Origin of the sequence: Pseudomonas sp. GM25, assembly GCF_000282255.1 — a bacterium.
Classification (GTDB): Bacteria; Pseudomonadota; Gammaproteobacteria; order Pseudomonadales; family Pseudomonadaceae; genus Aquipseudomonas; species Aquipseudomonas aphyarum.
Window position 1 is genome coordinate 61,033 of record NZ_AKJQ01000040.1, and the last position, 14,960, is coordinate 75,992.

General features: G+C 61.6%; 14 protein-coding genes. 5 read left to right on the plus strand and 9 right to left on the minus strand.

What is annotated here, in order from left to right; all coding sequences use genetic code 11:
* The first annotated feature begins 323 nt into the window (after positions 1-323).
* Both PMI24_RS16335 and PMI24_RS16340 read left to right on the plus strand, forming a co-directional pair.
* Complete coding sequence (locus tag PMI24_RS16335; RefSeq protein WP_003226705.1) at positions 324-1,259, plus strand: chemotaxis protein CheV; 936 nt, start codon at positions 324-326, stop codon at positions 1,257-1,259.
* A 90-nt stretch (positions 1,260-1,349) separates the two neighbouring features.
* Complete coding sequence (locus PMI24_RS16340; RefSeq protein WP_007955757.1) at positions 1,350-2,156, plus strand: MOSC domain-containing protein; 807 nt, start codon at positions 1,350-1,352, stop codon at positions 2,154-2,156.
* Between the two features lie 71 nt (positions 2,157-2,227).
* On the opposite strand, the gene ppnP is transcribed toward PMI24_RS16340, so the two are convergent.
* From ppnP to PMI24_RS16380, 8 genes are all read right to left on the minus strand, one after another.
* Positions 2,228-2,512 carry a pyrimidine/purine nucleoside phosphorylase gene (gene ppnP, locus PMI24_RS16345; protein ID WP_007940055.1) on the minus strand — a complete coding sequence of 95 codons (285 nt, stop codon included), beginning with the start codon at positions 2,510-2,512 and terminating at the stop codon, positions 2,228-2,230.
* A gap of 82 nt (positions 2,513-2,594) precedes the next feature.
* Positions 2,595-3,137: an exonuclease domain-containing protein gene (locus tag PMI24_RS16350; protein WP_007955759.1), complete on the minus strand. Its 543-nt coding sequence runs from the start codon at positions 3,135-3,137 to the stop codon at positions 2,595-2,597.
* 69 nt (positions 3,138-3,206) lie between these two features.
* The gene (locus PMI24_RS16355; protein ID WP_007955761.1) at positions 3,207-5,168 is read right to left on the minus strand and encodes an acetyl/propionyl/methylcrotonyl-CoA carboxylase subunit alpha; all 1,962 of its coding nucleotides are present in this window, start codon (positions 5,166-5,168) and stop codon (positions 3,207-3,209) included.
* Positions 5,169-5,231: 63 nt separating this feature from the next.
* Positions 5,232-6,029, minus strand: a complete 798-nt coding sequence (locus PMI24_RS16360; RefSeq protein WP_007955763.1) for an enoyl-CoA hydratase/isomerase family protein — start codon at positions 6,027-6,029, stop codon at positions 5,232-5,234.
* Complete coding sequence (gene atuD, locus PMI24_RS16365; RefSeq protein WP_007908685.1) at positions 6,026-7,183, minus strand: citronellyl-CoA dehydrogenase; 1,158 nt, start codon at positions 7,181-7,183, stop codon at positions 6,026-6,028. The genes PMI24_RS16360 and atuD overlap by 4 nt, the downstream gene beginning before the upstream one ends.
* A gap of 29 nt (positions 7,184-7,212) precedes the next feature.
* Complete coding sequence (gene atuC, locus PMI24_RS16370) at positions 7,213-8,829, minus strand: geranyl-CoA carboxylase subunit beta (protein WP_007955766.1); 1,617 nt, start codon at positions 8,827-8,829, stop codon at positions 7,213-7,215.
* 3 nt (positions 8,830-8,832) lie between these two features.
* Positions 8,833-9,702, minus strand: coding sequence for an SDR family oxidoreductase (locus tag PMI24_RS16375; RefSeq protein WP_007955768.1), 870 nt, complete (start codon positions 9,700-9,702; stop codon positions 8,833-8,835).
* Between the two features lie 12 nt (positions 9,703-9,714).
* A complete protein-coding gene (locus tag PMI24_RS16380; protein ID WP_007955770.1) occupies positions 9,715-11,505 on the minus strand; it encodes an acyclic terpene utilization AtuA family protein in 1,791 nt (596 codons plus the stop codon).
* A gap of 194 nt (positions 11,506-11,699) precedes the next feature.
* On the opposite strand from PMI24_RS16380, the gene PMI24_RS16385 reads away from it, so the two are divergent.
* The 3 genes from PMI24_RS16385 to PMI24_RS16395 all read left to right on the plus strand — a co-directional run bounded on the left by PMI24_RS16385 (position 11,700) and on the right by PMI24_RS16395 (position 14,313).
* The gene (locus PMI24_RS16385) at positions 11,700-12,323 is read left to right on the plus strand and encodes a TetR/AcrR family transcriptional regulator (protein ID WP_007955773.1); all 624 of its coding nucleotides are present in this window, start codon (positions 11,700-11,702) and stop codon (positions 12,321-12,323) included.
* Between the two features lie 91 nt (positions 12,324-12,414).
* Positions 12,415-13,212 carry a substrate-binding periplasmic protein gene (locus PMI24_RS16390; RefSeq protein WP_007955775.1) on the plus strand — a complete coding sequence of 266 codons (798 nt, stop codon included), beginning with the start codon at positions 12,415-12,417 and terminating at the stop codon, positions 13,210-13,212.
* Between the two features lie 87 nt (positions 13,213-13,299).
* On the plus strand, positions 13,300-14,313 hold the full coding sequence (locus PMI24_RS16395; protein WP_007955777.1) for a GNAT family N-acetyltransferase: 1,014 nt from the start codon (positions 13,300-13,302) through the stop codon (positions 14,311-14,313).
* A gap of 73 nt (positions 14,314-14,386) precedes the next feature.
* Here the strand turns inward: PMI24_RS16395 and PMI24_RS16400 are convergent, their stop codons facing one another.
* On the minus strand, positions 14,387-14,941 hold the full coding sequence (locus PMI24_RS16400) for an RNA polymerase factor sigma-70 (RefSeq protein ID WP_007955779.1): 555 nt from the start codon (positions 14,939-14,941) through the stop codon (positions 14,387-14,389).
* Between the last annotated feature and the right edge of the window lie 19 nt (positions 14,942-14,960).

The window sequence follows — 14,960 nt, forward strand, 5'->3', positions numbered from 1 at the left end:
ACTGCGATCGCACACAATAGCCTGACTCCGTTCATGCAATGAGAATGGCGTCACATTAATGGCTATTGGATATCGCGAATATCAGGTTGGGCCTGATTGTTACTAGGGGATTCCCTTAGGCACGGGAACCTGTCGCGCAAAACGAGGTCGCGCCGAAGAGAATGTAGCAGATGATTTCACCGGGCCAGTAAAGCATGATGTTAATGTGACATCAATGCCTGCTCATGGCATTTTGTTGGTGATTTGTGACGGGATCAAGATCCGCCAGATTCAGCCGATAACCCCCAATAGTGAATTCATCAGAACAAGCCCAGGAGTCATTGATGGCCGGCATTCTCGACACGGTAGACCAACGCACGCAACTGGTGGGTGAGAATCGCCTGGAAATTCTCATGTTTCGACTGGCCGGGCGCCAATTGTTCGCAATCAACGTGTTCAAGGTTCAGGAAGTCCTGCAGTTGCCGAAACTGACCCTGATGCCCCAGCGTCACCCGTTTGTCTGCGGTGTGGTCAATCTGCGCGGCCAGACGCTGCCGGTGATCGACCTGTCCCAGGCGATCGGCATGCGCCCGCTGGTGCCGGGCCCGAACAGCACGATCATCGTCACTGAATACAATCGTTCGGTGCAGGCGTTCCTCGTCGGCGGCGTGGACCGCATTGTCAACATGAACTGGGAAGCCATCCTGCCGCCGCCGACCAGCGCCGGTCGCCAGCATTACCTGACGGCCATCAGCAAGGTCGACGATCAACTGGTGGAAATCATCGACGTCGAGAAAGTCCTCGCCGAAATCGTGCCGTACAACGCCAAGGTTTCGCGCGACAAACTGGACGATCCGGTTCTGGAGCGCGCCCGTGGCCGTGAAGTGTTGCTGGTGGACGACTCCAACGTGGCGCTCTCGCAATTGCGCGACACCCTCGGCCAGTTGGGCGTGAAGATGCATATCGCCAGCGACGGCCTGAAAGCCCTGAACATGCTCAAGGCCTGGGCGGACACCGGGGTGAACATGACCGACAAACTGCTGATGGTGTTCACCGACGCCGAAATGCCGGAAATGGACGGCTATCGCCTGACCACCGAAATCCGCAACGACCCGCGCCTGCGTGGTCTGTATGTGGTGCTGCACACCTCGCTGTCCGGCAGTTTCAACGACTCGATGGTGAAGAAGGTCGGCTGCGACAACTTCCTCTCCAAGTTCCAGCCGGACAAACTGGTCGATGTGGTGCGCCAGCGTCTGATGCTCGACGAAGTGCCGGCCTGATCAACCTGTCGAGGCTGACCCTGCGTCAGCCTTTGATTCGCTGACAAAGCTCGTATAGGGTGGCGTTTTTGACCCACCAGGGAGCTGGCCATGCTGCGTCTGAGCGCGCTTTATCGTTACCCGTTGAAATCCGCCAAGGGCGAGGTCCTGCAAGGGATCGGCCTGGACAAACTGGGGCTTGAGGGCGATCGACGCTGGATGCTGGTGGACGAAGCCAGCGGGCGATTCCTGACCCAGCGTGCCGAAGCGAAAATGAGTCAGTTGTCGGCACTTTGGAATGCCAGCGGCGGCCTGACGCTCAGCGCGCCGGGGCATGCGGCAATCGATGTCGCCTTGCCCGGCAGTGACGACGACCTGCGTGGTGTAACCATCTGGCGCGATACCTTGCGCGTACCGGATGCCGGTGAAGAGGCGGCGCGCTGGGTCAGCGATTTCATTGGCAAACCGACCCGATTGGTGCAAGTGCCGCTGGATCGCGCCCGCACGACCCAGGCCGGGTACGGCAACGATGACGACCAAGTGGCATTCGCCGACGGCTTTCCGCTGCTGCTGATTGGTGAGGCCTCGCTGCAACACCTGTCGCAGGAAGTCGGGCGTCCGCTGGAAATGCTGCGGTTCCGGCCGAATCTAGTGATCGAAGGCAGTGATGCTTATGCCGAGGATGGCTGGAAGCGCATCCGCATCGGCGATGTCGAGTTCCGCGTGGTCAAGTCGTGCTCCCGCTGCATTCTCACCACGATCGATCCGTTGACCGGTGAGCGCAGCGCTGACCGTGAGCCACTGGCGACACTTCAGAAGACCCGTGCCCAGGCCGACGGTGCGATGTTCGGCCAGAACCTGGTCAACGACGGCAACGGCCGGCTCGAAGTTGGCATGCCAGTGGAAATTCTCGAATAACCCGCCCTGAAACGAAAAATGCCCGTGTCCTTGGACACGGGCATTTTTTATGACTGCCGAAAACCGTGGGTTCAGCCGCGGTATTCGCACAGGTAAGCAGTGTCGACGGCCACTTTCAGCTGGAACTTGCTGTTGGCTGGCACATTGAACTGGCTGCCCGCAGCGAAGGTTTCCCAGTCGCTGCTGTCCGGCAGTTTGACGGTCAGTGCGCCCGAAACCACGTGCATGATTTCACGCTGGCTGGTGCCGAATTCGTATTCGCCCGGGGCCATGACGCCGATGGTCGCAGGGCCTTCAGCGGTGCCAAAAGCGATCGACTTGACGGTGCCGTCGAAGTACTCGTTGACTTTAAACATGGGCGATTCCTCTCGAAAAGGGCTTAAAAAGGGTCAAAAAGGTCGGCCAGTATGCACAAGGCTCATGGCGCCGTCACCTGCGCTAGAGCGGCAGCACCAACGGCAATAATCGGGCGGTATTGCGCGCATCTTCCAGCGCCCGGTGTTGTTGACCGGTGAATTGCATGCCCGCCAGTTGCAACGCGCCATTGAGGCCCAGCGGCCGTTCGAGGCGTCGGGCCTTGGCAAAGCGCTGTTTGAGGTTCATGTGCGGCACCCGGCTCAGGACGCTGTCGAGTTGCAGCCGCTGCCATTCCTGAAGCAACTGCTTGCGGTCGTAATCGCCCCAGCTCGCCCAGCCTTCAAGGCGTGTCTGGTGCTGACCGAGCCAGCGCTCGAACGCAGGCCACACTTCACTCAGCGGCTGCGCGGCGTCGATGTTGGCTTGGGTGATGTGCGTGAGTTCGCGGCAAAACGGCGTCAACAACGGGCGCCGCGTCGGTTTGACGAAGCGCTGAAAGTGATCCTGCTCGCGACCGGCGCGATCCACCAGGGTCGCGCCGATCTCGATGATCTCCATCTCCGTAACCGGCCAGCCACCCTCATCGGTGGTGGCTTCCAGATCTATGACCAGCCAATGGGGCATCGCAGGGTTCCTGATTTCCGCGTCCTGATTATTCAGAGCGTAGTCAAACCTTGCGGATGCGCGCGGCGACTACTCGACCTGCAACAGAACCTGACGATTTTTTACCTGATCGCCGACCTTGACCTGCACCCGCTTGAGCACGCCGTCGATGCCGGCCTTGAGCGGGTGCTCCATTTTCATTGCTTCCAGCACCACCAGCAGCTGACCCTTGCTGACCGGGCTGCCTTCGCAGACAAGCACATCGATGATGGCGCCATCCATCGGGGCTTTCAACGTGCCGGAACTGACGCTGGTCTGACTGTCTATCACCGCGTGAGTTCGATCCACCAGGTGCAGGCTGCCAGGGTGGGTGAACAGCCAGAGCTGGTCGTCGCGCAGGCGATAGGCATGGCGCTGGCGCAGGCCGTCGATTTCCAGTGTCACGGCCCCGGCGATGTGTTCGATGAGTTTGAGTTCGATGACGCGCTCCGCGACCTGCACTTCAAACGTGTTGTCCGGGCTGGCGCGCAGTTGCACGTTCCAGTCGCGGGCGTCGAGGCCGATGCGATAGAGCAACGGCGCACCGACGTTGTTACGCCATCCGGACAGCGGGGCGCGATGTTGCTGCGCGGCGGCTTGGTAAAAAATCACCGCCGCGATGGCCAGCTCTTCGGCACTGGGCGAATAGGCGTGCAGGCAATCGTGATCGGCGAAATGTTGAGGGATGAAGCCAGTGCCGAATTCTCCGCTGATGAACTGCGGATGCTGCAACAGGCTGGCGAGCAACCGCTGATTGCTCTGCACGCCCAGCAACACGCTGTCCTGAACCGCACACAACAGTTTGCGCCGGGCCTCTTCACGGGTTGCGCCGTGGGCGATCAGTTTGCCGAGCATCGGGTCGTAGAACGGTGAGACCGACTGCCCTTCGATCAGGCCGTGATCGATCCGCGCACCGCGATCCAGTGCCGGCACCCAGGCTTCGACACGCCCGGTCTGCGGAAGAAAACCTTGGGCCGGATCTTCGGCGTAGAGGCGCACTTCCATCGCGTGGCCATCGAGTTTGACCTGCGCTTGCGACAGCGGCAGAGGCTGGCCTTCGGCAACCAGAAGTTGCCACGCCACCAGATCCAGCCCGGTAATCAATTCAGTCACCGGGTGCTCGACCTGCAACCGGGTGTTCATCTCCAGAAAATAGAACCGGCCATCGGCGTCGAGGAGAAATTCCACGGTGCCGGCGCCGACGTAGTTCACCGCACGCCCGGCCTTGAGCGCCGCTTCGCCCATCGCCTGACGCAGGTCCTCAGTCATCACCGGGCACGGTGCCTCTTCGATGACTTTCTGGTGACGGCGCTGAATCGAACAATCGCGCTCGCCGAGGTAGATCAGGTTACCATGCCGGTCGCCGAACAGCTGCACTTCGACATGGCGCGGTTCGATCAACGCCTGTTCGAGGATCAGTTCGTCGCTGCCGAAACCGTTCAAGGCTTCGGAGCGCGCCGTGCGCAACTGCGCTGGCAATTCCTCGACGCTGTGCACCAGACGCATGCCGCGCCCGCCACCGCCGGCGCTGGCCTTGATCATCAACGGATAACCGATGCGCTCGGCTTCACGGGCCAGGGTCGCGTCGTCCTGCTCGGCGCCTTGATAGCCGGCGATGCACGGCACACCGGCGGCGAGCATGGCGATTTTCGACTGACGTTTGCTGCCCATCAGTTCGATGGCTTCGACGCTGGGGCCGATGAAAATCAGGCCGGCCTGTTCGCAAGCTCGGGCGAATTCGGCATTTTCCGAGAGAAAACCGTAGCCGGGATGGATCGCGTCGGCACCGCTGCGCCGGGCGGCGTCGAGGATCGCCGGGATGTTCAGGTAGGACTGCTGCACCGGCGCCGGGCCGATGTTCACCGCTTGATCGGCCATTTGCACGTGCAATGCGTCGGCGTCGGCATCGCTGAAAACCGCGACCGTGCGATAACCGAGGGCCTGGGCGGTGCGCTGGATGCGGCAGGCGATTTCACCGCGGTTGGCGATCAGGATTTTGTGGAGGGCGGGCATGGTGGTTTTCCTGAATGTTGGCAATTGAAGGGCTTCATCGCGAGCAGGCTCGCTCCCACAGAGTCAGGTGCTCCATCCGGGTTTGCGCTTCTGCACAAACGCCATCGTGCCCTCGATCCCTTCGGCACCGGTCACCGCTGCGCTAAACCACTGCGCGGCTTCGTCCAGCAATTCACTCGACGGCTGGCCGGCGCTGGCCAGCAACAGTTTTTTCGTCACGGCATTCGCCTCGGGAGCGCAACACAAGACGTGGTCGAGCACTTCATCCAGTCGCTCGGCGAGCGCCTGTGGATCCTGCTCGACAAAATGCACAAGCCCCAGGCGTCGGGCCTGATGGCCATCGAAGCGGGCGGCGGTCAGGGCCAGACGTCGGGTCTCGGTGAGGCCGATGCGCTGCACCACAAACGGCGCGATCTGCGCCGGTAACAAGCCGAGGCTGGTTTCCGGCAAACCGAATTGCGCCTGATGATCGGCGATGGCGATATCGCTGACACACGTCAGGCCGAAGCCACCCCCGAGCACAGCGCCCTGCAACACGGTGATCAGCACTTGCGGCGCGTGCTGCGCTTCTTCCAGCAACGACCCGAACGCTCGGTTCAACTCACGATAAGCATCGCTGCCCTGAGCGCGGGCATTGGCCATATCCTTGATGTCGCCGCCGGCACAGAAATGCCCGCCCGCACCGCTCAGCACCAGCGCGCGAACACTACGGTCATCGCGCACGGAGGCGAGCACGGCGCGCAACTCGGCGACCATTTGCAGGCTCATGGCGTTGCGGCTTTCCGGGCGATTGAGGGTGATGTGCAACACGCCGTTGTGCCGTTCCAGCAGCAGCGTCTGGCAATCGGGCAGGGCGCTCATTTCTTTTTCCCCGGCAGGATGCCCATCAGTTTGCAGATGATCCCCAGCATGATTTCGTCGGCGCCGCCGCCAATCGACACCAGCCGCACGTCGCGATAGGCGCGGGCCACCGGGTTGTCCCACATGAAGCCCATGCCGCCCCAGTATTGCAGGCAACTGTCGCTGACTTCACGGCCGAGGCGCCCGGCCTTGAGCTTGGCCATCGAAGCCAGTCGAGTGACGTCCTGGCCTTTCACGTATTGCTCGGTGGCCTGATAGACCAGCGCCCGCAGGCATTCGATTTCGGTCTGCAGTTCGGCGAGGCGGAAGTGGATCACCTGGTTGTCGATCAGCGCATTGCCGAAGGTTTTGCGTTCCTTGCAGTACTCGATGGTGCTGTCGACGCAGTATTCCAGGCCTTTGATCATGTTGGCCGCGCCGAACAGGCGTTCCTCCTGGAACTGCAGCATCTGCATCATGAACCCGGCGCCTTCATGGCCGATGCGGTTGCGTTGGGGAACACGCACGTTGTCGAAAAACACCTGGGCGGTTTCCGAGCTGCGCATGCCGAGCTTGTCCAGATGCGAACTGAGGCTGATGCCCGGCGTGTTCATCGGCACCATGATCAGCGATTTGTTGATGTGTGGTTTGTCGTCCGAAGTGTTGGCCAGCAGGCAGATGAAGTCGGCGCTCGGCGAGTTGGTGATCCACATCTTGCTGCCGTTGATCACATAGTCGTCGCCGTCCTTGCGCGCGGTGGTCTTGAGCCCCGCGACGTCGGAACCGGCGCCGACTTCCGAGACGCCGATGCAACCGACCTGCTCGCCGGTGATGGCCGGGCGCAGGAATTCTTCGCGCAACTCATCGGAACCGAAGCGGGCGAGAGCCGGGGTGCACATGTCGGTCTGCACGCCGATCGACATCGGAATGCCGCCGCAATGAATGGTGCCGAACTCTTCGGCGGCGACGATCGAATAGCTGTAATCCAGGCCCATGCCGCCGAATTTTTCTGGCTTGGAAATCCCCAGCAGGCCGAGGTCGCCGGCCTTGCGGAAAATCTCGTGAATCGGAAAGCGCCCGGCCTTTTCCCATTCATCGACGTGCGGGTTGATCTCGTGCTCGACGAACTGGCGGACGGTACGGCGCAGAGCTTCGTGTTCCGGGGTGAAGATCATTTTTATTGTTCTCCTTTAATCCGTGGCGATCAGAACCGGCTGACGCCGAAGCTGTTGGGTTGCAACGTGCGGATGTCGGCTTCGTGGCAGATGTCCAGCAGGTAACCGAGCAGGGTGCGGGTGTCGCGCGGATCGATCAGCCCGTCATCCCACAGGTTGGCGCTGCCGTAGAGCGCGGTGGACTGGCTGTCGAGTTTCTGCGCGGTGACCTGCTCCAGCATGTCGAGCATTTTCGGGTCGGGCACCAGGCCGTCCTTGAGCTGCTTGGCTTCGGTGACGATGCGCAACACCTTGCCAGCCTGGGCGCCGCCCATCACGGCGGTGCGGCTGTTGGGCCAGGCGAAGATGAAACGCGGATCGAGCCCACGTCCGCACATCGCATAGTTGCCTGCGCCGTAGGAGCCGCCGACCACAATCGTCAATTTCGGTACCCGCGCATTGGCCACGGCCTGGATCAGTTTCGAACCGTGCTTGATCACGCCGTGCTGTTCCGATTCGGTGCCGACCATGAACCCGGTGGTGTTGTGGAAAAACAGCAGCGGCGTCTGGCTCTGGTCGCACAGTTGAATGAACTGCGCCGCCTTGCTCGCACCGTTAGGCGTGATCGGACCGTTGTTGCCGATGAAACCGCAGGCGCGGCCCTGAATTTTCAGGTGCCCGCAAACGGTCTGTTGATCGAACTCTCCCTTGAACTCCAGAAAGCGCGATTCGTCGGCGATCCGCGCAATGATTTCGCGCACGTCGTAGGGTTTTTTCGGGTCGTCCGGGATCAGTCCGAGCAGTTCGTCGATGGGGTACAGCGGCTCCTTGAATTGCGGCTCGGGCAGCCACGGTATTTGCTCGTTCCAGTTCAGCAGGCTGACGATTTCCCGCGCCTGACGCACGCCGTCGGCATCGTTTTCGGCCAGGTATTCGGCGGTGCCGGCGACTTGCGCGTGCATCTCGGCGCCACCCAGTTCTTCGTCGGTGGCGACTTCACCGGTCGCCGCTTTAAGCAACGGCGGGCCGGCAAGAAACAGCTTGGCCTTGCCGCGCACCACCACCACGTAATCCGACAGCCCCGGCTGATACGCGCCGCCGGCCGTGGCCGAACCGTGCACCACGGTGATCTGCGGCAAACCCATGGCCGACATCCGTGCCTGATTGGCAAAACTGCGCGCGCCTTCGACGAAGATTTCCGCCGCATAGTTGAGGTTGGCGCCGCCGCTTTCGGCGAGGGTGATCACCGGCAGTTTGTTTTCCTGGGCGATCTGTTGCAGGCGCAGGGATTTTTTCAGACCCGACGGGGAAATCGTCCCGCCCTTGATTGCGCTGTTGTTCGCCACGATCAAGGCACGAACGCCGGACACGTAGCCGATGCCGGCGATCAAGCCGCCACCGGCCGAGCTGCCGTCCTTGTCGTCGTGGAGTTTGTAGCCGGCCAGGCTCGCCAGCTCGAGGAATGGCGCGCCGGGGTCGAGCAGCAGATTCAGGCGCTCACGGGGCAGCAATTGTCCGCGTTTGTCGAATTTCGGTTTGGCTTCGGCAGCCTTGTTCAGCAGGTTCTGTTCGAGCTGCTGGACTTGCTCGATGGCGGCGAGCATCGCTGCGCGGTTGCGGGCGAAGGCTTCGCTGTGCGGGTCGAGCTGAGATTGAATGACCGGCATGGCTTACTCCTTGTCCTTCAAAACGTCCGGCATATAGGCCCGGTGAAAACCGTTGAACGATTCGCTGTGGCTCGCCTTGTGCAACGGCCATGCGCGGCTGCCCAGGCTTGCCGCGCCGTCGATGCGCAAGGTGCTGCCGCTGATGAACGCGGCAGCGGGGCTGAGCAGAAACACGATCGCTGCGCTGACCTCCGATTCGGTGCCGATGCGCTTGAGCGGCACGTGTTCGCGCAAGGTCGGGATCACGGCTTTGAACGCGCCTTCGTAAGTGTCCATGCCGCTGGAAGCGATCCAGCCGGGGGCTACCGCATTCACCCGTACCCCGGCGTAACCCCATTCGAACGCCGCCGTTTTGGTGAAGTTGTCCATGCCCGAGCGCGCGGCGCCGGAGTGGCCCATGCCGGGCATGCCGCCCCACATGTCGGCGAGCATGTTGACGATGTTGCCGCCGTGTTTGCTCATCGACTGGTTGAACACTTCCCGGGCCATCAGGAAACCGCCGACCAGATTGGTGCGCAGTACGGTTTCGAAGCCTTTCTGATTGATCGAGGCCAAGGGCGACGGATACTGGCCGCCGGCATTGTTGACCAGCCCGTGGATCGGCCCGTGTTCGCGGATCAGTTCGCTGACCAGCGCCTTCACCGCCTCTTCATCACGGATATCGCAGGCCTTCCAGTGAGCGCGACCGCCATCCTCGGCAATTTCAGCGGCGACGGTTTGCAGCTTTTCCGGCTTGCGCCCGACCAGCACCACGGTTGCCCCGAGCGCCGCCAGTTCATGGGCGGTGCAACGCCCGATGCCACTGCCGCCACCGGTGACGATGACGGTCTGGCCGCTGAACAGATCAGCCCTGAAAATCGATTCGAACGCCATGGTGCCAATCCTCTAGTCGAACTGTTCGGCGATGCTCTGCGGCACCGGGATCTGGATTTCCAGTAGTTGTTGGGCGAAGGCCTTGCCTTGCGGGTCGATGCGCAGACTCGCCACGCCGCCGCCACCGAGGGCGTTTTCCAACAGGAAGTTGAGGCTGTGGGTGCCCGGCAGATACCAGCGCTCGACCCGGCCGTGAATCGGGTCGAGGACATGGCTCATCCAGTCAACGACTACCGCCTGGGTCAGCGCTTCGGCGATCCACGGCAGGTATTCCGGACGACGCGGCATCACGCCAATGTTGCTGTGATTGCCTTTGTCGCCGGAGCGCGCCACGGCCAGTTTCACCAAGGGCACGCTCGCGTCGGCGCGGCCCTGGGGTTTGGGTGTTTCGTGGGGCAGGGGCAGATCCTGGCTGTCGAGGGTGGCGGGGGCGGGCAGGGCAAACGGGTGAGATTCGCCAGCGATGTCGATCTGCAATGTGCAGGCGCTTTTGTCGATCAGGAACGAGAACAGCCGGATCAGCGGATACACCGTCGGCCGTCCGCCGACGATGCCGGTCAGCCCCGGCGCCATGCCGGTCGCGGCCTGGGCGATCTCGCGGGAAAACAGGATCAGCGCCTGTTTGTTCGAGTGGCGCACGGCGAGTTTGATCACCACTTCGCGGCTGTCCCGGCGCTGGCCGTGAGGGCCGTAGGTGGCTTCGCTGCCGAGCAGTTCGACGTGGGTTTCGGTGTAGGGGCCGAGACCTTTCTGGTCGAGCATTTCCGAGGTTTTGTCGAGGATCGCCTGGCTGACGCGCCGGGCTTTTTCCACCGCATCGATGCCGGCGATCAGGCAGCTGGCGGTGCAACGGAAACCGTCCGGATACGTTGCGCTGACCTTGTATTGGTCGCTGGGCGGCAAGCCTTTGGCACCGTGGACCCGGACGGCGTTTTTGCCTTGTTGCTGGAGTTTGACCTGGCTGAAATCGCAGACCACATCGGGCAACAGATAGGCCTGCGGATCACCGATTTCGTAGAGCATCTGCTCGCCGACAGTCAGCGGCGTGACCAGCCCGCCGGAGCCTTCGGGTTTGCTGACGATGAACTGGCCGTCGGCGCTGACTTCGACGATCGGGAAACCGATGTGCTCGTAATCCGGCACGTCGCGCCAGTCGGTGAAGTTACCGCCGGTGCACTGCGCGCCGCATTCGATGATGTGCCCGGCCAGAGCGGCTTGCGCGAGTTTGTCGTAGTCGTGCCATGACCAGCCGAATTCGTGCACCAGCGCAGCGCTGACCACTGCGCTGTCGACCACCCGGCCGGTGATGACGATGTCGGCGCCCAGACGCAGTGCTTCGACAATGCCCGGTGCACCGAGGTAGGCGTTGGTCGAAACACACATCGGCGGCAGCGGGGCGCCGCTGAACATTTCCGTGATGCCTTGGGAGGCGAGTTTTTTGAAGTGGGGTTGCAGGTCATCGCCCGACAGCACGGCGATTTTCAACGATACGCCGGCCTTGTCGCAGGCCGCTTGCAGGGCGGCGGCACAGGCTTTTGGATTGACTCCGCCGGCATTGCTGATGACGCGAATGTTCTGTTCGGCCAGTTGCGGCAGCAGGGGGGCGAGGACTTCGATGAAGTCTCCCGCGAACCCGGCCTGCGGGTCCTTCATGCGCGCGCCGGCCATGATCGACATGGTGATTTCGGCCAGATAGTCGAAGACCAGATAATCCAGCTGTCCGCCCGCCACAAGCTGCGCGGCGGCGGTCGAGGTGTCTCCCCAGAATGCGCTGGCGCATCCGATGCGAACCGTGGTGGGCATTTTGATCTCCGACTCAGCAACCTGTGACAGAAGTGCATCGAGACTACCAAGCAAGCGCTTGGTTTGTAAACGCCTGGAATTATCTTCTGCCCAAGCGCTTGCTTGGTCACCGCCGGCGGCTTAAATTGCCCGCGCAACCCCGCCGTTTCTGCGGCGTACGGCGCATTTGACTGATCGACTGTAGGAGAGAACGGGTGGACGAGCAAAAAGCCCTGAGGGTCATGCGTGAACTGGTCGATGCCGGCCAGCTGACCGATCCGGACAGCGCTCGCGGCAAACTGCTGCAAGTGGCGGCCCACCTGTTCCGCAACAAAGGCTATGAACGCACCACGGTGCGCGATCTGGCCGGTGCCGTGGGGATTCAGTCCGGCAGCATCTTTCATCACTTCAAGAGCAAGGATGAAATCCTGCGGGCGGTGATGGAAGAAACCATCCGCTACAACACCGCGCTGATGCGTGCGGCCCTTGCCGATGCCGCCGATGTGCGCGAGCGGGTGCTGGCGCTGATCCGCTGCGAACTGCAGTCGATCATGGGCGGCAGCGGCGAGGCGATGGCGGTGCTGGTGTATGAATGGCGCTCGCTGTCCGAAGACGGCCAGGCCAAAGTGCTGGCGCTGCGCGACATCTACGAAGACCTCTGGCTGCAAGTACTCGGCGAGGCCAAAGAGGCGGGATTCATCCGTGGCGACGTGTTCATTACCCGACGTTTTCTCACGGGCGCATTGTCCTGGACCACCACCTGGTTCCGTGCCGGCGGCAGCCTGAGCCTCGATCAACTGGCCGAAGAAGCGCTGATTCTGGTGCTCGAAGAGCGCTAGGCGCTTTCTATCGGCCCGGGAAACTGGCTAACTGGGCGAAACCGCCTAGCTTGAATGCAATGATCGGTACTTTTTCGGGGAGTGGGGTGTTTTGAAGTCTTCGCCAATTCGGACGGCCGCCGGGCTGATGCTCGCAGCGCTGGCTGCATTATGGGTATTGCCTGCTCCGGCGGCGCAAGTGGTTCGGGTGGGCGCGGCGCATTTTCCGCCCTACACCATTCGCCCGGAAAACGGCGCTGATACAGGGCTGCTGCCGGAATTGGTCGCGGCTTTGAACAGCGCCCAGAGCGACTATCGTTTCGAGCTGGTGCCCACCTCGATTCCTCGCCGGTTCGGCGATTTCAAGGACGGCCGCACCGACATGGCGATCTTCGAAAATCCGGACTGGGGCTGGAAAGACATTCCCCACATCACCGTCGACATGGGCCTGGAGGACGCGGAGATTTTCGTCGCGCAGAACAAGCCCGGTCGCCAGCAGAATTACTTCGCCGATCTCAAGGGCAAAAGGCTGGCGCTGTACAGCGGCTACCACTACGAATTCGCCAACTTCAATGCCGATCCCAAATACCTCGCTGAAACCTACAGCGCCACGCTGACCTATTCCCACGACAGCAATCTGCTGATGGTCTTGCGCGGGCGCGCAGACATTGCGTTGGTGACCCGCTCGTACCTGTTCGATTACCTGCTGCGCAACGAAAAGGTGCGCGACGAGTTGCTGGTGTCCCAGCGCATCGACCAGATCTACCACCATTACGCGATTCTCAGTCCGAAGGCCCCGATCACCGGCGAAGCCTTCGGTAAACTGCTGCAAGGCCTGCGCGACAGCGGGCAGATGCTGAAGATCTTCGATCCATACAAGATTGCAGTGGTGCCGGTACCGCATCAGTGACCGGCGGTTTTTGCCCACCGGCCTAAATTTCCCGCCCCGGCTCACGTCCCATCGTTGAACTGTCGACGATTATCGTGAGCCCGACCCATGTCCAATCTGAATGACCTGACTGCCCTGGCCCTGCCTTCGGGCAGCCAACTGGTAGCCGATGCCACCGAAAGCCGTCTGAGCCTGAGCCTGGACGGGCAACCGCTGATTCGCCTGCGTCTTGATCGTGAAGGCCAGGGGCCGATCCAGATCGATGAACGCTATGCACTGCCGCCGGGCCAGGCACTGTGGGCGGCCTGTTATTGGCTGTTTGCCCGGGATCCGGCGCGTCAGCAATTGATCTGGCAACTGGATCAGACGCCAACCGAAGCCTTGCTCAGCGGTTTGCTGGTGGGCACTGAAGTGGCGGGTGAGTATCGCTGCGAGCGCACGCTGTTCTGGCAACTGCCGCAGCCGTGGCTCGGCACCTCACTGACCGGAAGCTATCCGCAGCAGATGGTCATCAGCAACGGCAAGCGTCATCCGCTGCGACCGGTGAAACCGCGTGGTGAGGTTTATCGGCGTTTCGATGCGCGCCTTGGTGCCTGGATTTCCCTGCGAACGGTGGAGATCGAGCAGGATCTGGCGCGTTTCAATCGCTGGCAGAACAGCCCGCGCGTCGCCAGTTTCTGGCAGGAAGAGGGCAGCCTCGAACAGCATCGCGAATACCTGAGCAAGCTCGACGCCGATCCGCACACGCTGACCCTGATCGGTTGTTTCGATGATCAGCCGTTTGCCTATTTCGAAGCCTACTGGGCCAAGGAAGATCGCATCGCGCCGTTCTACGATGCCGACAATTACGATCGCGGCATTCACATGCTGGTCGGAGAAGAAGACCATCGCGGCCCGCACAAGGTGGCGAGCTGGCTGTCGGCGCTGGTGCACTACCTGTTCCTGGATGATCCGCGTACTCAGCGAGTGGTCGCCGAACCGCGCGCCGACAACGCGAAGATGATCGGCCACATGCACAACCAGTGCTTCCATTGCGAAAAGGAGTTCGACTTCCCGCACAAGCGCGCGGCGCTGATGATCCTCGGGCGCGAGCGGTTCTTCGACCGGTGCACGCTGGTGTGATTTTTCGCTGAAAACAAAAAAGATCGCAGCCCTTCAACGAAGGCTGCGATCTTTTTTTTGCGGTCGGTTTTTATCAGCGACGGTTCGCGGACACTGCATCGGCGCGGCTGCCGGATACCTTGCGGCAGTGCACCAGCGCATCGCGAATCATGAAGTTGACCAGAGTTGGCGAAACGCCGAGTTCCTTGGCAATGTCCTTCTGCGGCACGCCGTGCAGACGGTACATCTCGAACGCATAGCGGGTGCGGACCGGCAGCTCGGTCAGCGCGTCGGCGATGTGTTCAAGGGTCGAGAAATTGATGTGCGAGGTTTCCGGCGAAGCGCCCTGAATGACCACGTTCAACCCTTCCTCCTCGGGGCCGGCGTACTTCTGCTCCAGCGCCTGTTTGCGGTAGTGATCGATCGCCAGGTTGCGCACGATCTGGAACAGATAACTCAGCTGGGCCTTGATCGACGACGTGATCGGCGGTGCCGACTGCAGTCGGAAGAACGCATCCTGAACCACATCTTCGGCGCGTGACCGGCAGCCGGTAATGCGGGCTGCAATCTTGACCAGAATCAGTCGATTGTCGACGAATGCCTGAAGTAGCGGTGAATCGCACCTGCTTGTGGATACTTGTTCCGTCATGGAAATCACCTTGCTGCCA